Source organism: Pedobacter mendelii, from assembly GCF_014635725.1.
Taxonomy (GTDB): domain Bacteria; phylum Bacteroidota; class Bacteroidia; order Sphingobacteriales; family Sphingobacteriaceae; genus Pedobacter; species Pedobacter mendelii.
The window spans coordinates 107,517-123,793 of the sequence record NZ_BMDJ01000003.1 but is presented as its reverse complement, the minus strand read 5'-3'; the positions used below and the strand labels follow the sequence as shown (position 1 = coordinate 123,793).

Below are 16,277 nucleotides of genomic sequence, written 5' to 3'. Positions count from 1 at the left end.
CTGTTTTAATCAAATAGACCAATGAATATCGAGCGTAACCAAATAGAACAACATAACGATTCCCTTTTAACCTCCCATCAGCGCAAGCTTAACTTTTTAAAGGAAGAATGGTCGCACATTGATTTAGAAAGTGTCATTCAAAAACTTGTTGATTTTCAAATCGCAATACCAAGTTGGGCATTAGGCACCGGTGGAACACGTTTTGGAAGATTTGCCATTACAGGTGGCGAACCCCGGACAATTGAAGAAAAAATTGAAGACGTTGGTTTGCTTCATGCTTTAAACGGCGCAAGTGGCGCAATCTCTTTACACATTCCATGGGATATTCCTCAAAACGCAGAAGCTTTAAAAAAGCTTGCTTCAGGTTATGGCTTGAAGTTCGATGCCATGAACTCAAATACATTTCAAGATCAGGCTGGTAGTGCATACAGTTATAAATTTGGTTCTTTGCAAAATGTAAATGCAGCCATTCGCAAGCAAGCGATTGAACATAACGTCGAAGTAATAAAACATGGAATTGCTTTAGGGTCTGATGCGCTAACGGTTTGGCTTGCAGATGGTTCTTGTTTTCCTGGTCAGTTGAATTTTCGTAAAGCATTCGAAAATACTTTAGAGAGTTTACAGGAAGTTTATTCTGCTTTGCCCGATAACTGGAAAATGTTTGTTGAGTACAAAGCCTTCGAACCGAATTTCTATTCAACTACGGTTGGCGATTGGGGACAATCGCTTCTTTACGCTTCTAAACTTGGTAAAAAAGCATATACATTAGTAGATTTAGGTCACCATTTGCCAAATGCGAATATTGAACAGATTGTTTCTCTACTTTTAATGGAAGGCAAATTGGGTGGTTTTCACTTCAATGACTCTAAATATGGAGACGACGATTTAACTGCCGGTAGCATTAAGCCTTATCAACTTTTTTTAATTTTTAACGAATTAGTTGAAGGTATGGATGCAAAAGGAATGAATCATGCAAAAGATTTAGGCTGGATGATTGATGCTTCTCACAACGTGAAAGATCCTTTAGAAGATTTATTGCAATCTGTTGAAGCCATTATGATTGCATACGCACAAGCTTTATTGGTTGATAGGAAAGCCTTAAATACTGCTCAAGATAATAATGATGTGGCCAAAGCACAGGAAATTTTGCAAAATACCTTCCGTAGTGATTTAAGGGCTTTGATTGCGGAGGCGAGATTAAGAACAAATGCAGCTTTATCGCCAATTGGTTTATATCGTGAACTTAGCGTTCGCCAGAATTTAGTAAAAGACAGAGGCTTAGGAACCGTTGCTACGGGCTTATAATTTAAACAGGGGAAAAAAATGCCAAAAACCGTTGCAGCGATATTTGATGTTGGGAAAACGAATAAAAAATTGTTTCTGATTGATGAAAATTACAACATCGTTTACGAACGTTCTGCTCGTTTTGTAGAAACAAAAGATGAAGATGGTGACCCTTGCGAAAACCTTGAAAGTTTGCGCTCTTCGGTATACGATTCCTTAAATCAGGTATTTCAGCTGAAAGAGTACGATATTAAAGCCATCAACTTTTCAACTTATGGGGCAAGTTTCGTCTATCTTGATGAAAAAGGCGAGCCGCTAACACCACTTTATAATTACCTGAAAGAATATCCCGAAGATTTAAAAAAAGAGTTTTATTCAACTTATGGTGGCGAAGAAAAGATTTCATTAGAAACAGCTTCGCCAATTTTAGGGAGCCTTAATTCTGGTATGCAATTTTATCGGTTGAAAAAAGAGAAACCCGAAATTTTTGCAAGAGTTAAGTATGCCTTGCATTTACCACAATATTTAAGTTACCTGATTACTGGTAAGGCCGTTGCAGATATTACAAGCATTGGCTGCCATACACAACTATGGGATTTCGAAAAAAATGAATACCATAGTTGGGTCTCAATTGAAGAATTTGATAAGAAATTTGGTAAATTTACACCTGCAGATTCAAGTTTAGGAACAAATTTTCAAGGACATAATATAAAGGTTGGTGTTGGCTTGCATGATAGTTCAGCAGCATTAATTCCTTATCTTGCGAATTTTTCAACACCATTTATATTACTTTCAACCGGAACCTGGTGCATTAGTTTAAATCCTTTTAACCAGGAAAAGCTAACAGAAACAGAGCTTAAACAAGATTGTCTTTGCTACATGCATTATAAAGGAAAAGCGGTAAAAGCATCACGGATTTTTGCAGGTAATGAACACGAAATTCAGCTAAAAAGAATTGCAGACCATTTTGATAGGGCAGCTTACATTTTTAAACACCTGAAATTTAACCCGGGAATGGTTTTAAACCTTGCTAATAAAATTACTGAAAATGCTTTACTTCAAACTGATTTTTCAATAAATTCTGGCTTTCCGGATAGGGATTTAAATCTTTTCAAAACGGCCGAAGAAGCTTATCATCAGTTAATTTTCGATTTGGTTAAACAACAGGTTTATTCGCTTAAACTAATTTTAAATGAAGGAGTAAAAAGAATTTTTGTCGATGGAGGTTTTGGTAAAAATGCAATTTATATGCATCTGCTTGCTACTGCAATTCCTGATATTGAAGTTTATGCTTCATCAGTATCTCAGGCTACAGCAATAGGAACTGCTCTCGCAATTAATGATGCGTGGAATGAAAGCCCTGCACCAACTGATATCATTCAATTAAAGTATTATTCTGCTATTCAACGTAGCACACAACTATAAATTTAAACAAAAATGAGCTGGAAATACAATACTGATTATCCTTCGGTAGATGATTTACGAAACAAGGCAAAATCAAAAATGCCAAGATTTGCATTCGAATATTTGGATGGAGGATGTAATGAAGATGTTAATCTTTTTCGTAATACATCAGACATCAGAGATTTGGAATTATTACCATATTATCTCAAAGATTTTAAAGAAGTTTCGCTTAAAACAACACTTTTTGGGCATACTTACGATGCTCCGTTTGGAATTGCCCCAGTTGGTTTACAAGGATTGATTTGGCCAAACGCACCAGAAATTTTAGCAAAGGCAGCTTTTGAGCATAATGTTCCGTTTGTACTGAGTACTGTAAGTACATCGTCAATAGAAAGCATAATGAAAATAACGGAAGGAAACGCCTGGTATCAATTATATCATCCTGCAGAAAGTCATATTACTGACGACATTATAAATCGTGCTGAAGCTTCTGGATGTAAGGTTTTGGTTATTCTTTGCGATGTTCCGAGCTTTGGATTTCGTCCTAGAGATATTCGTAACGGTTTGGCTATGCCACCAAAAATGTCAATAAGAAATATGCTTCAAATTGTAGGTCGACCAGAATGGGCATTGAGAACATTGTTCCACGGTCAGCCCGCTTTTGAAACCATGAAACCTTACATGCCAAAAGGTTTAAATATGAAACAGCTCGGATTGTACATGAATAAAACTTTTTCGGGTAGATTAAATGCAGAAAGAATTTCTTCAATTCGCGATAAGTGGAAAGGTAAACTGGTTTTAAAAGGCGTTGCAACAGAAGAAGATGCTCAAATGGCGATAAGCCTTGGTTTGGATGGTGTTATTGTTTCGAATCATGGTGGCAGACAACTTGATGCTGGCCAATCTTCCATTAAACCCTTAGTTCCAATTGCTGAAAAATATAAAGATAAAATTACGGTAATGATGGACAGCGGAATTCGTTCTGGTCCTGATGTAGCAAGAACGATTGCAGCAGGTGCCGATTTTACATTTTTAGGCAGAACTTTTATGTATGGCGTAGGTGCTTTAGGAAATGAAGGAGGCAATCATACAATCGGTATGCTTAAAACTCAATTGAAACAAGTTATGGATCAGCTTGGTTGTGAAAGGGTAGAGGATTTACATAAACATTTGTCTTTGTAATCCGCTATATCCAATTTAACTGGGAATTTTAATTCGATAGATTCATTCATATTAGGTTCTTTTAAGATTTGCCTTCGCGGAAAATACGGCTTGAGGGGAAAGGTGTTTTAGTGGTATTGGGCACATTTCTCATCATGTAATCATTCCCAATTAAATTGGTAATCTTAACGCAAAATAATCTAATGCTGTTCTGCATTCGTTAAAAACTAGCGCAAGCTTATTCAGAAAGTCGTCATTCCCAATTTAATTGGAAATCTTAATGCGAAATAATCTAATGCTGTTCTGAATTCGTTAAAAACTAGCGCAAGCTTATTCAGAAAGTCGTCATTCCAAATTTAATTGGGAATCTTAATGCAAAATAATCAGAAGTATTAAGATTTTCGCTTGCATAGGAATTAGATGGAGTAGAATAATTTTTACTATTTTGTAAGTAGACTATTAATTTCAGTATTAAATTCCTTCACAAAATTATCTTAGTATTTACCTGTTGAGCCGGACCGATATAGCCAGTAAAAGGATGTTTATTTTGGCTTCTTTGAGGATTTAAAAACTGCGAAAAATAATTTAGATACTGCTGGGAAAGCAATTGGAGGTGACGTGATTTATAGTAGGAATATTGCCAGATGGAAAAAATTAGCTAATTCTTTAAGGCTTCGTATCGCATTGCGAATTGCTGATAAAGATGCGGCAAAATCAAAATCCGTTTTAGATGAAATTAAAGCAGATGGCAATTTATTTATCAGCGACGATACAGATAACAAGCACATGGGTAAATACCGTTTTAACCAGGAAGATTCCTGTTCGGTTTATTTATCCGGGTACAGAACAATCATTAAATGGTACAAGATATAAAAATACAGTCGCTAGTCAAGGAGTAGATTTATTAACGACCAAACTATGGTTCGATGCTTTTTAATGCGTTTTAATATTCGCTGCTTGACAGGGAATATTAAAACGGTTGGTTTTATTATGCATTAGGATTCACGCCTGCGAGGGAAAGACGGGTTGAGAGCAAGACAGGGCGCAAAATCCTTTTAAAAAAGTTCACTTGTTCCCAAATAGCCATTAACCGATTTTAAAATCTCACTACCTATTTCTACAGCATTTCCAATCCCAACACCTTTTATCGCGGCAAGCTGATCAGTTGTTTTTGGTAACTTGGTTGCTATTAAAAGTATTGCTTGTTCAGAAAGCACATTATGCTCCGGAACATTTCTTTTCTCACTAATGATTTTTCTTATTCTTAAAAGTTCATTGAACAATTGTATGTTGGATATTTCTTTTGGTTCGATAACAACCTTCGGCTTTCTGCCGGTTTGTACAGGCTCGTATTTACTGCCTGCTTTATGATAAGCTTTTATGTATTCGTTGATGTTAAATTTCTCCCAGGATAATTTGAGTAAGGATAATTTTAAACTTAAATCATTTATTAAATCACTTATTCTGTTCAATATTTTTTCTGATTTTTCATCAATGTAAATATTCAGCTCATTGAATTTATCCGCCTCGTTTAAAACCGTTTCCACTTTTGGAATGAAGTATTTTGAAGCCTTCCTTAGTCGATCAATAAATTCAACCTCATCCTTAACGGATTTATTTTTCGATAAGCCATTAAATTCTTTTTTTACAAATTTACCCGCAACACCAATAATTTCCTCTTCCAAAACCTTAGTAATTTTATGTACGATTTCTTGGAAAGCTGTATTTCCGGGATTATTTCCAAAACTCGATTTCTTAAGTGTCAGCCAGTTTTTATGAATAGTAGTAAAATCAAGCAAGTCAAGAATAAGTGTCCATTCGTAATTTCTTGATGCGTTTGCTAAAGCTGCTGCATCCGGTTTAGAAACAACGGCATCATTTGTAAACCGAATCACCCGTTGATCCGTAATTACATTATCTGCTGTGATGGGTGATTTCAAAATTAAACCTTCCAAACTTCTACAACGGCTTAAGGCAACATATGCTTGTCCGTGGGTAAATGATGAACTAACATCTACGATAGCCTTATCAAATGTTAAACCCTGGCTTTTGTGAACGGTTATTGCCCAAGCCAGTTTAAAAGGATATTGAGAAAATGAACCCGTATTTACTTCCGTAATTTTGTTATCAGAAGGGTTTAAATTGTATTTAATGTTTTGCCATTCTTCCCGTTCAACCGCTAACCCTGTATGTTCATCGTTAAATTTCACTTTTATACCATCGCTTTTTATTTCGGTAATTACTGCTGCTTTGCCATTGTAGTAAAGCTTTTTGCCCGAAGAATCATTTTTAAGAAACATAACTCTTGCACCAACTTTTAATTCCAAAATGTTATCAACCGGGTAAGCGTCTTTTGGGAAATCACCCGTAATTTTGGCGCCAAATTGATGAAGCTCACCTTCCAGTTTCTGTAAATATTCCTGGTTTATTTGTGTTACCAGATTGTTGTGGGTAGTTAATGTAATATATTCATCTTTTTTAATTTCAGCCAGGTTAACTTCGTTTCGCTTATTCAATTCAAGCAATAAATCATCAGAGAGATTGTTTTCTCTTATGCCATTTAAAATATCAAGGAATTTTGGGTCCGACTGCCTGTAAACTTTATCGAGCTGGAAAGTTGTGAGTGGATTAGAACTAATAGCAAGGCTGTCAAAAAAATAAGGGCTATTGTAGTAAGCTTTTAAAATATGCCAGGCATCATGTGCAATAGGAGAAAGCTGAAATAAATCGCCAATCATTAAAACCTGAACACCACCAAAAGGTAATTGTGATGATTTTACCCCTTTTAGGGCAGCATCAATAAAATCCACAATATCTGCCCGAACCATACTGATTTCATCGATAATTAATAATTCAAGGCACTTTAAAAGCTTAATTTTTTCAGATGAATATTTTATTGGTTCACCCAGATGGTTTGGAATGATCGGACCAAAAGGAATTTGAAAAAAGGAGTGAAGCGTAACGCCACCTGCATTAATCGCTGCTACAGCAGTTGGCGCAACTACGGCGTAATTTTTTTCAGTGGTTTCCCTTATATGTCGGAGTAAAGTTGTTTTACCCGTTCCAGCTTTTCCGGTTAGAAAAATAGATTGATTTGTTGATTTAAGGAAATCGAGTATAAGCTGATGTTCGTGAGCCAATGTATATTTTTTAAGGATTTGAAGAGCACCCTATGGGCGATTCCACCTCAAAAATACAACGATTTTTTAAATGCTACTAAAAATGTTAGTATCTATTTATTTATAAATTAAATAGAAGCATTCAGCGTAAATTAATGGAGAAAAATTTTAACTATTACCACCATGTTAATGGAAATTTAATTTCATCAACCGAACTTGCAATTAAATCGGGCTTAAAAGCATAATGACTTAGGCGATCTTTGGTTGATATGCCAGAGAGTACTAAAATGGTTTTGTAACCCATTTGTACACCACCCTGAATATCGGTTTCCATCGTATCGCCTATTACGGTAGTTTCTGAGGTTTCAAGGCCTAAAAATTTACGTGCTGAGCGCATCATAACCGGACTTGGCTTCCCGGTAACAAATGCTTTTCTTCCGGTTGCTTCCTCAATCATAGCAGTTGTTGCTGCAATGCCTAAATTGTTCCAACCTGGTTTTTTAGGTGATGGATCGCGATTAGTTGTTATAAATTTTGCACCTGCTAAAATCATATCAACAGCTCTTTGAACCATTTCAAGCGTAAAATTTCTTCCTTCTCCAAGCACCACAAATTCGGGGTCGGTATTAACAAGTGTAATTCCATTTTCGTGCAAACTACTTAGCAATCCACCTTCACCTAAAACATAAGCTGTACTGGCAGGACTTTGGTCTGCAAGAAATTTTCCTGTAGCCATAGCGCTTGTGTAAACATGTCTGTCTTCAACCTTAATGCCTAAGCTTTTTAACTTTCTACGAACTTCTAAACTTGTTCTTTGGCTGTTATTTGTCATAAAAGCAAATGGAATATCTTGTTTTATTAGGTTATTGATAAATCTATCAGCCCCAAAAATAAGTTCCTCACCGCTATAAATAACGCCGTCCATATCAATTAAAAGTCCTTGTTTCATATTAAAAATGTAGCTTGCTTTAACATTAGGCACAAATATAGGCTTAAAATAACTGTTAGTTAAACAATAAAAACTGTTTAACATTAGCTTAATATTAATAGGTGAGTATGTTTTTTTTGCCTGCTGTAGTGTGGTTTTTTTAAAGAGAAAGATTAGTATGAGCAGTCTAACCATTTTAAATTTTAAACACAGAGTATTTATTCCTTGTGATAAGGAAATTATGGTGAAAAGATTCTTGAATTAGCTATTCGCTATAATTTCTCTTGTTCGCGTATGAAATTTGCCACAAATAAAGTATCCACACCATGGTAATCGTGCTGAAAATTAATTCAGGTTCATAATAATCATAACCAATAAGTAATATAACTGTGGAAATTAAAACGGTCAGGAAGAAATAGAAAAAATTTTTCATAACTTCTTGATTTAATGTTCGTTGAATGGTGTGAATATACTTCAAAAATGTTTAAAATCAAAACTTAATTGACTTTTAAATAAAAAATAAGCTTGTTAGATTGAGTTTGCCGAAATTTTGAATTAAAATGCTGTTTAAGCCAAGTATTTTCTAGAACATTTAGGTATTGGACATTTTAAGTGATTTAATTGATGGTGGCGCAGCAAATTCCTCATCAATTCATCACCCTTTAGAAAATAAAATCGAAATTTACGTTTATTTACTTCCCATTTTTTTTAGCATATTAAAATGTGATTGCAAAGCCAATGGAAATGTTTTGTTTTCGTGGTAAACAATTCCATATTCTAAAGCTGTTGATTTAACAATTTTGGAGATACTGCCATAGTGAATGTGACAGATTTTAGGGAACAAATGATGTTCAATTTGTCGGTTTAATCCGCCAAGGAAAAATGCAGCAAACTTAGAATCGGTTGCAAAATTTGCTGTTGTTGCCATTTGATGCTCTGCCCATGATTCTTGCATATTACCAGCCAAATCGGGTATTGGAAATTCAGTTCCTTCAACAACATGCGCTAATTGGAAAACCAAGCCCATGGTAAAACCTTGCGATAAATGTAGTATCACGAAGCCAGCAATTATGTTGTACCATGCAATATCCATTAGCATAATTGGTAATGCTAAGAATAGAAAATAGTAGATTGCTTTAAAAAAGAAAAGGTTAAAATATTCTATTTTAGGATGCTTGTTTGTATGTGCGCCAACTGATGCCTGAAAAAACTTTTTATAGTCTTTTCTTAAAACCCATGATAGCGATGCAAGCCCATAAAGAGGAAAGGCATACCACTGTTGATATTTATGGAAACTTTTTAATTCATCAGTATCTGATATCCTAATCAAACCTGGTGCAACTTCAATATCTTCATCATGACCAGCAATATTTGTGTAAGTATGATGAACAACATTATGTGTTATGTTCCAAACATACGGGCTTGCACCCAATAAATTGAATAGAAAACTAAGCAAATGATTTACTTTCTTTGATTTTGAAAATGAACCATGTATAGCATCATGGCAAATATTGAAACCAACAAAAGCAGCCGTCATTCCAAGCAATACAGTTAAAACTGCTAAAGCAAATAAATTTATTGGAAGCAATAAAATACCCAAATAAAGTAAAACATAGCTAGCGAGGAAAATAATTGTTTTTATCCACATACCAGCGTTGGCATTTGGAGAGATTTGATTTTCTTTAAAATGATTATTTACCCTAGAGCGCAATACGGAATAAAACGGACCAGATGCCGCGGACGGGAATTTAGCTTTTAACTTCATTGAAATTGGGTTAAACAAATTGTTTCACCACTATTTCGTTTAAAGCAGCTATATAACTCATCACTCATCAGGTATTGCGGGAAAATTCCCGGCAGTTTTTGTTGCTGCTAATATAGGTACGAAACATAGTTCGGTACGGTTTGTTTGAAATATAAATTTTCGCTCACTTAAAACCATTATAGTTAAAATAAACTAACTCGATTAATAGTGATGATAACATAATGCAGAACTTTTATGTTAATTTGTTGAAAATACTCCTAAAACATGAAAGAAATACATTTACCAAAATGGACAATGCTTGTGCCTGTTGCTGCTATAATTTTATATTTTGTGGCAGGTTATGATGCAGGACTTTTTTTAAAACTACTTTTGGCCGTATTGCTTATCGGTTCTGTAATTGCATCGGTGCATCACGCCGAAGTTATTGCGCACAGGGTAGGAGAGCCTTTTGGTACAATTATACTTGCTATTGCAATCACTACAATTGAAGTTGGTTTAATTGTATCGTTAATGCTCGCCGGTGGCGATGGCGTTAAGGAATTAGCCAGAGATACCGTTTTTGCTGCGGTAATGATAATTTTAACTGCAATTGTTGGAATTTGTTTGCTAAAAGGTGGTTTAAAATTTAAAGAGCAATTGTATAAACTTCAAGGTGTAAATGCAGCTTTAATAACTTTATTATCGATAATCGTACTTACTCTTATTTTGCCAAACTACACCAGTGGAGCTAAAGGTGAATATAGCGTAAGTCAATTGATATTTGTTTCTGTTGTTTCCCTCGTTTTATATGGCGGATTTATTTTTATGCAAACCGTTAGGCATCGAGATTATTTTCTTCCAAAAGAATCACAATCTGAAGATGATCATGCAGAAGCTCCAAATAATATTACAGCACTATCCAGCTTAGCTTTTTTAATTTTAAGTTTGATAATCGTAGTTCTATTGGCCAAATATTTATCAAAAGATATTGAAACCATTGTTGTTGAAATGGGAGCACCAAAATCTGTTGTTGGTGTTATCATAGCTGCAATTGTACTACTTCCAGAAGGATTAGCAGCTTATAGCGCAGTAAAATCTAATCGTTTACAAACCAGTTTAAACTTAGCGCTGGGTTCGGCACTAGCAAGTATCGGCTTAACTATACCAGCTGTAGCAATGGTGTCAATTTTAACAGAAATGCCTATTGTATTGGGCATAAATAACACTTCTACGGTGCTATTATTACTCTCGATGTTAACTATAATGTTTTCTTTAGCTACCGGGAAAACTAATATTCAACAGGGTATTGTATTATTGGTAATATTCTTTTCCTATCTGTTTTACACGGTAGTGCCTTAAGTTATTTATTAATAGTAAAAGTGTCCATTATTTTCATTGTGATTAATGCATCTTCACCACTGCACGGATTCGTACCTTTCCCTAAAAAATAATTCACAACTTGCTCAATCATCGGTTGCTGGACGTGTTCTAAAGGCTCAAATTCATATTCTTTTAAAATGCCATCTATAGTTACAGAAATTTTACGACCAAACATCGGGAAACTTATTTTTCCTTTTTCGCCATATATTTCGCAAACATCAGCTTGCTCTGCTTTCGAAACAGAAAAGCACCACAAACCATTAAATACAACTCCGCTATCAAATAGAATATTTCCTGCAACTAAATCATCGGCTGTTGTATTGTGTTGCTGTTTAATTGCCATGCCCTGGGCTTTTTTTACGCTACCAAAATAGTAAGTCATTAAATCGATTTGGTGAGGCGCTAAATCATGAAATAAGCCACCGCCAGAAATTGCCGGGTTGGTCCGCCAGTTTTCATCACTTTTAGCTATCAAATCAGGATTTGGTGGCTGAAGCATTTTTAGATTTACAAAGCGAATGTCTCCAATGATTTTATCATCCAATAGCGATTTGACTTTTAAAAACATGGGCTGTAGTCTTCGGTAATGTGCTACAGATAGCTTCACATCATTCTTTTCTGCTGCATCTATCATTCGCTGAGCAGAATTTGCATCCATAGTCATGGGTTTTTCAACATATACAGCTTTGCCAGCTTCTAATGCAGCAAGGCAGTACATTTCATGTTGCAATGGAGGTGTAGCAATGTATATCGCATTTACATCGGCGTCGTTAATCAATTTATCAGCGTCGGTATACCATTTTGGAACACCATGTCGTAAAGCATAATCTTCCACTTTTTGTGCGTCTCTTCGCATAACTGCAACCAACCGAGAGTTGGGCACTTTTTTAAACGCCGGACCACTCTTTACTTCGGTAACATCACCGCAACCAATTATTCCCCAATTAATTTGTTCCATGTGCTATTTATTATTCTTTATTTTTTCTGTGTAAGCTTTTTCCAATTCTTTTAATGATTGTATGTAGCCATTTTTATCCATAAAAACCTCAGGATGATAACCATCAGTTGGTTTGTGTTTTTTGTGTAGATTGAACTGACTTGCATGAGAAGCCAACCAAATATCGAAAGTTAAAGTTTTCATCGATTTGAAAGTATAAGCGTAATCTTCAGCAATTTCAGGATACTTTTTTACACCTTTAAAATTCTTCTCTGTTACTATTGATGGCATATTTGCAATTAAAACCTTATAACTCCGATTTTTATCTGCTGTAGAGAAAATAAAACTGCAAGAACCTTTTGTATGGCCAGGATGATGAAGCATATTGAGACTAAAATTTCCTAAAGTAACTACTTCGTTATTTCTCAATAATTTATCAGGTATTATAGGAGCATAACTACTTTCTTTTCCACCTAATGCATAGTCAGATTTTCCTCCATCAACTAATACGTCGACATCTTTTTCATCAACCATAAATTTTGCACCGGTAATTTTCTTTATTTCTGCCATTGCGCCCATGTGGTCGTAATGGGCTTGAGTAGTTAGCAGGATCTTAATGTCATTAAATTTGAAACCAAGTTTTTCAATATTATTTTTAATTAGACTAGTTGACGATGCAAGTCCAGTATTTATTAATATATTTCCTTTATTGGTAGTTATTAAATAACAAGCAAGATCATAAGTACCAACATAATACAAATTACCTACAATTCTAAATGGGGTATATGATGCAGACCATTCTTTTGGCGTTCCTGAAGGCTCTTTAACGATTTGTGAAGAAGCAGAAATATATGAATGTAAAAAACAGAAGAGCAACAATAATTGCGATTTGAATTTAGACATAATAATAAAAATTAATTGCTAAGATAACAATCGCAGTTGCAAATAATACACCGCTATAATAATGGTCGTTAAATATGGTTTTGTATTGAATATCTTTTTAAAAGAAATTTTGTCAAACCCTTAACAATGAATTTCTTTTCATTAAACTCTATTAAATAACAAGATTAGTGTGTTTAATAAAACGTTCGGCTATCTATATTTTATATTTAAGTCTTTGATAACTAGTTAAATATTTTTTACTTAGCAATTAACTGTAAATGAATAAAGTATAGATGTTTAAAAATTTATTTTTTACAAAAAAGTTTTTATATGTAATATATATTATACTTATTAATATTACAAAAATTCATATAATTGTGCAATATTATATTTTGCTATATGCTTTGTTATTATGCTTAGAAAAGGTATTGTTACATTAATAAAAGAGGATGGTTCCGGGATAATAACCGATGAAAATGATCAAGAAATTCCCTTTAAATTTGAGAAAGATTTTCTAAAAGATTTTACAGGTGCAACAGTTAGCTTTCGAATTGATTTAGGAAACAAAGGTTTGGTAGCTGTAGGTGTTCAATTGATGAGTGATAGCCTATAATTTCCTCTAGCTGTGCTTATAAGATTTAAGAATTTTAAACATATGATCAAAATCACTATTATTGATATTTACGAAATCTGGTATGCTCAAATTCTTTAAAGAGATGTAATTTAATAAGTCGCGAATAGCTTGGTTAACACCTTCATTATCGTTAGAGCGTTTCAACACATCAATTTTCAATAATCTGAAAGATATTTCCATTGCCTTGAATTGATTGTTTTTTAATGATTCGATTCCTCGCTCTATTTCATTAAGAGAATTAGTATAATTTTTTGTATGATTAAGAAAATTTGCTTTCGCTAAAAATATATGCTGATTTGGTGTGTGGTGTGAAATAAGTTTTATTCTCATCGATTACTTTATCTAACAATTGAATGATTCTTTTTGCTTGTTTATTCAAGTTAAGTTTTATGTAAGTTTGGGTAATCATTATTAATAAGAAAGATGAAAAAACAGAAGACCTTAAGTAAAATATATTTGGAAATTTCTTTAAAATGGCTTCTAAAAAATTTCTGCATTCCTCATAATTTTTATTTGTAAACAAAACAATAAGAACTAATCTGTAAGAGATCATTTCAATGCTTGTAAGTTCCTCATTTTTATGTGGGTTGCTTAATTCAATTTGCTGGCGCAGGCTAATAATTTTATCTGCTAGTGTTTTGCCATTATTGGGCTTGTTTGCAAGAATGTTATAAAAATATAAAATTAAATCATTTGGGTTTATCGGAAATAAATCGTGTAGTATTTTTAAATGCCTTTTTAAAAGATGCATGCTCTCGGCTAAACCCTTTTCGTCCATGTCAATTATGCAGTTACTAGCTTCTATAACATTAAGCATAATCTGAACATCATCATTTACTACCTTTGAAGAGATTTTCTTAATTGCTTCTTTGTAGTTTTGGCTTAAAATCTTTCCCATCACCATGATATCTATAAAATGCATATCAATTGTTTGAGAATTAAAATTAGAACCTGTCTTTTCAAGCTCAAATACAGCTACATCACATATAAAATCAAATGCTTTATTCTTTTCTTTATTAGAAAATGGCAATTTGAAAATTTGTTTCAAAGCCTGTATTTCGTTTCGGTTTATACAGAAACGAATGCTCCAATTAAGCATTAAACTCAAAAGATCAATTTGGTCTGAGTAAATTGTTAAAATTTCCTTGAAGAAATTTTCATCTGGTTTAAATTTAAATTTCTCTTTTAGCTGTAGAAATAGAAAATAAGTGTAAATGTCATCGTTTAAAAAACGGATAACTTCAGTTGGAATTGACGTTGTTAATCGCTTTTCTTCTATAAGAATCCCTCCATATATAAGTTCTTGATAGGCGGTAGGATAAAGGGTAATGGTACTTAGAATTTTTTCTTTGGCAACTCTGTGGCGAACATGTCCTTTAGAAATAGAACTACTAACCTCTTTTAGAATGATAATTTTTTCTGTGCTATCTTTTGATAGAAAAATTTTATTCTCCAAAAAATAATTAATTAATTCAAAGCATATCAGGTAATTATCTAGCCTTATAGTATTATTTTCTTTTTTAAGCTTGTAATAAACCTGTAGCCAGAACGGTGTTCTAAACTGATTAATTAAGCCATGGTGAAGATCTTCTTCTTTAATGGCTCTTTTCTCAATGTGAGAGAGCGAGAAAAGAATTTCTTCTTTATTTAGCAGAGGTACATTTGTTCCGTTATCATTATCAAAAAATAATCCTTTGTACCAGGCGTTAGTTAAAAATGCAGAACCTGAAATCGTTGGTTGCATATTTACCCAATTATTAACCCTCAGTCCCAATACAATTTTAACAAAATTGCTTTCTTCAACACCTAATAAAAAGTCTGTTAAAATTTTAAAATATGTATCATTCGATAAGAATTGGTCAACTCCATCAACTACAAGTATAAAACGGCCTTTACGCTCTGTATGGTTTTTTCTGAAATAAGAAATAAGCTCACTTACGCCACCAAATTTAAATTCTTTATTAAACCAATCTTTTAGTGATAAATCATTTTGTATAATTTCAATGATTGTATCTGAATTAATAAGCAGAACAATATCTTTTGGATGAAGTGCATTATCGCTAAAAAAAAAATGTTCTATCAGATGCGCAAGAAGTATTGATTTTCCTTGTCCGGGTTGTGCACTTATTGCCGTAAACTGATAGTTGTTTTTTAAAAAATAATCGAAATCAGCGTATAGAAAACTTCGGTTTGCAGTTGAATCAAAGGGTATTCCTGAGCTGTTCTTTTTCTCAACTAAAGATGCCTCTGTAATCGCTCTACATCTAATTCGAAGGTCTGACCAAACATCATCTTCATCTTGGGTTTGAACTTTTTTGCCTTTACAAAAAGATTCCCAATCTATATAACCAACATATTGAGAAAGACTATTTAATGTAAATAATGAAAACTTATGAGTTACCTGGGCGAAACCAAAGAATCGTTTGACCGTTGTTTCGCTAATATAATTTTTAGTTTCCTTAAATATATACTCAGAAATAGTCTTACAATGAGCAGGATCGATATTTCTTAGTCCCGATTTTATAAGAACGAATTTCCTGAGCTGAGAGATTAATTCATTTGTATTCATAGTAGAGGATAATAATGCTAATGTCATCAAAATTCTGCAATAGCAGAAATCATTTGGGTAAGAATAATCTGATGAACAAAATGAATGAATTCGACAAACGAATAATGAACAAGAATGGATAAATGCGCTTCGCTAATGCTGTGTAGATTTAAAAACTGATCACTCCTTTTTAACTATTTGAAGTGATTTAAAAATCAAACCTACTAGCGCCTGACATGATGAAAATCTTTACTCT

Annotated in this window: 14 protein-coding genes and 1 pseudogene; 6 read left to right on the top strand and 9 right to left on the bottom strand. The window is 33.7% G+C overall.

Features of this window, described 5'->3' with window-relative positions; genetic code table 11:
* The first annotated feature begins 21 nt into the window (after window positions 1–21).
* Genes IEV50_RS06615 through IEV50_RS06605 form a run of 3 tightly spaced genes read left to right on the top strand, consistent with a single transcriptional unit; the run spans window position 22 to window position 3,870 of the window.
* Entirely contained in the window at window positions 22–1,305 is a 1,284-nt protein-coding gene (locus IEV50_RS06615; protein WP_188412454.1) for a sugar isomerase, read from the top strand.
* 18 nt (window positions 1,306–1,323) lie between these two features.
* On the top strand, window positions 1,324–2,709 hold the full coding sequence (locus IEV50_RS06610; RefSeq protein ID WP_188412453.1) for an FGGY-family carbohydrate kinase: 1,386 nt from the start codon (window positions 1,324–1,326) through the stop codon (window positions 2,707–2,709).
* A gap of 12 nt (window positions 2,710–2,721) precedes the next feature.
* Window positions 2,722–3,870 (top strand): alpha-hydroxy acid oxidase, encoded by a 1,149-nt coding sequence (locus tag IEV50_RS06605; RefSeq protein WP_188412452.1) that lies wholly within the window; start codon window positions 2,722–2,724, stop codon window positions 3,868–3,870.
* Between the two features lie 61 nt (window positions 3,871–3,931).
* On the opposite strand, the gene IEV50_RS19740 is transcribed toward IEV50_RS06605, so the two are convergent.
* Complete coding sequence (locus tag IEV50_RS19740; RefSeq protein WP_262890404.1) at window positions 3,932–4,066, bottom strand: hypothetical protein; 135 nt, start codon at window positions 4,064–4,066, stop codon at window positions 3,932–3,934.
* Window positions 4,067–4,443: 377 nt separating this feature from the next.
* Here IEV50_RS19740 and IEV50_RS19895 point away from each other — a divergent pair.
* A pseudogene (locus tag IEV50_RS19895) lies at window positions 4,444–4,722 on the top strand (SusD/RagB family nutrient-binding outer membrane lipoprotein); the annotation flags it as partial.
* Between the two features lie 182 nt (window positions 4,723–4,904).
* On the opposite strand, the gene IEV50_RS19825 reads toward IEV50_RS19895, so the two are convergent.
* From IEV50_RS19825 to IEV50_RS06580, 4 genes are all read right to left on the bottom strand, one after another.
* Complete coding sequence (locus tag IEV50_RS19825) at window positions 4,905–6,989, bottom strand: AAA family ATPase (protein ID WP_188412451.1); 2,085 nt, start codon at window positions 6,987–6,989, stop codon at window positions 4,905–4,907.
* Window positions 6,990–7,143: 154 nt separating this feature from the next.
* Window positions 7,144–7,917: an HAD-IIA family hydrolase gene (locus tag IEV50_RS06590; protein ID WP_188412450.1), complete on the bottom strand. Its 774-nt coding sequence runs from the start codon at window positions 7,915–7,917 to the stop codon at window positions 7,144–7,146.
* A gap of 244 nt (window positions 7,918–8,161) precedes the next feature.
* A complete protein-coding gene (locus tag IEV50_RS06585; protein WP_188412449.1) occupies window positions 8,162–8,329 on the bottom strand; it encodes a hypothetical protein in 168 nt (55 codons plus the stop codon).
* A gap of 255 nt (window positions 8,330–8,584) precedes the next feature.
* Complete coding sequence (locus IEV50_RS06580; protein ID WP_188412448.1) at window positions 8,585–9,661, bottom strand: fatty acid desaturase family protein; 1,077 nt, start codon at window positions 9,659–9,661, stop codon at window positions 8,585–8,587.
* A gap of 264 nt (window positions 9,662–9,925) precedes the next feature.
* Here IEV50_RS06580 and IEV50_RS06575 point away from each other — a divergent pair, with 264 nt between their 5' ends.
* Entirely contained in the window at window positions 9,926–10,999 is a 1,074-nt protein-coding gene (locus IEV50_RS06575; RefSeq protein ID WP_188412447.1) for a calcium:cation antiporter, read from the top strand.
* 1 nt (window position 11,000) lies between these two features.
* Here the strand turns inward: IEV50_RS06575 and IEV50_RS06570 are convergent, their stop codons facing one another.
* On the bottom strand, window positions 11,001–11,978 hold the full coding sequence (locus IEV50_RS06570) for a Gfo/Idh/MocA family protein (RefSeq protein WP_188412446.1): 978 nt from the start codon (window positions 11,976–11,978) through the stop codon (window positions 11,001–11,003).
* A gap of 3 nt (window positions 11,979–11,981) precedes the next feature.
* A complete protein-coding gene (gene bla, locus IEV50_RS06565) occupies window positions 11,982–12,860 on the bottom strand; it encodes a subclass B3 metallo-beta-lactamase (protein ID WP_188412445.1) in 879 nt (292 codons plus the stop codon).
* A gap of 391 nt (window positions 12,861–13,251) precedes the next feature.
* On the opposite strand from bla, the gene IEV50_RS06560 reads away from it, so the two are divergent.
* Complete coding sequence (locus IEV50_RS06560) at window positions 13,252–13,452, top strand: hypothetical protein (protein ID WP_188412444.1); 201 nt, start codon at window positions 13,252–13,254, stop codon at window positions 13,450–13,452.
* 6 nt (window positions 13,453–13,458) lie between these two features.
* Here the strand turns inward: IEV50_RS06560 and IEV50_RS06555 are convergent, their stop codons facing one another.
* Together IEV50_RS06555 and IEV50_RS06550 are read right to left on the bottom strand one after the other, a co-directional pair.
* Window positions 13,459–13,653 (bottom strand): hypothetical protein, encoded by a 195-nt coding sequence (locus tag IEV50_RS06555; protein ID WP_188412443.1) that lies wholly within the window; start codon window positions 13,651–13,653, stop codon window positions 13,459–13,461.
* Between the two features lie 79 nt (window positions 13,654–13,732).
* Window positions 13,733–16,042, bottom strand: coding sequence for a hypothetical protein (locus tag IEV50_RS06550; RefSeq protein WP_188412442.1), 2,310 nt, complete (start codon window positions 16,040–16,042; stop codon window positions 13,733–13,735).
* Window positions 16,043–16,277 lie beyond the last annotated feature (235 nt).

What these genes read in the sequence shown, in the direction of transcription:
- IEV50_RS19740 (WP_262890404.1), bottom strand. Translation starts at nt 4,066, where the DNA reads ATGCAGAACAGCATTAGATTATTTTGCGTTAAGATTACCAATTTAATT.
- IEV50_RS06605 (WP_188412452.1), top strand. Translation starts at nt 2,722, where the DNA reads ATGAGCTGGAAATACAATACTGATTATCCTTCGGTAGATGATTTACGA.
- IEV50_RS06580 (WP_188412448.1), bottom strand. Translation starts at nt 9,661, where the DNA reads ATGAAGTTAAAAGCTAAATTCCCGTCCGCGGCATCTGGTCCGTTTTAT.
- IEV50_RS06575 (WP_188412447.1), top strand. Translation starts at nt 9,926, where the DNA reads ATGAAAGAAATACATTTACCAAAATGGACAATGCTTGTGCCTGTTGCT.
- IEV50_RS06570 (WP_188412446.1), bottom strand. Translation starts at nt 11,978, where the DNA reads ATGGAACAAATTAATTGGGGAATAATTGGTTGCGGTGATGTTACCGAA.
- IEV50_RS06585 (WP_188412449.1), bottom strand. Translation starts at nt 8,329, where the DNA reads ATGAAAAATTTTTTCTATTTCTTCCTGACCGTTTTAATTTCCACAGTT.
- IEV50_RS06590 (WP_188412450.1), bottom strand. Translation starts at nt 7,917, where the DNA reads ATGAAACAAGGACTTTTAATTGATATGGACGGCGTTATTTATAGCGGT.
- IEV50_RS06560 (WP_188412444.1), top strand. Translation starts at nt 13,252, where the DNA reads ATGCTTAGAAAAGGTATTGTTACATTAATAAAAGAGGATGGTTCCGGG.
- IEV50_RS06615 (WP_188412454.1), top strand. Translation starts at nt 22, where the DNA reads ATGAATATCGAGCGTAACCAAATAGAACAACATAACGATTCCCTTTTA.
- IEV50_RS06550 (WP_188412442.1), bottom strand. Translation starts at nt 16,042, where the DNA reads ATGAATACAAATGAATTAATCTCTCAGCTCAGGAAATTCGTTCTTATA.
- bla (WP_188412445.1), bottom strand. Translation starts at nt 12,860, where the DNA reads ATGTCTAAATTCAAATCGCAATTATTGTTGCTCTTCTGTTTTTTACAT.
- IEV50_RS06610 (WP_188412453.1), top strand. Translation starts at nt 1,324, where the DNA reads ATGCCAAAAACCGTTGCAGCGATATTTGATGTTGGGAAAACGAATAAA.
- IEV50_RS06555 (WP_188412443.1), bottom strand. Translation starts at nt 13,653, where the DNA reads ATGGAAATATCTTTCAGATTATTGAAAATTGATGTGTTGAAACGCTCT.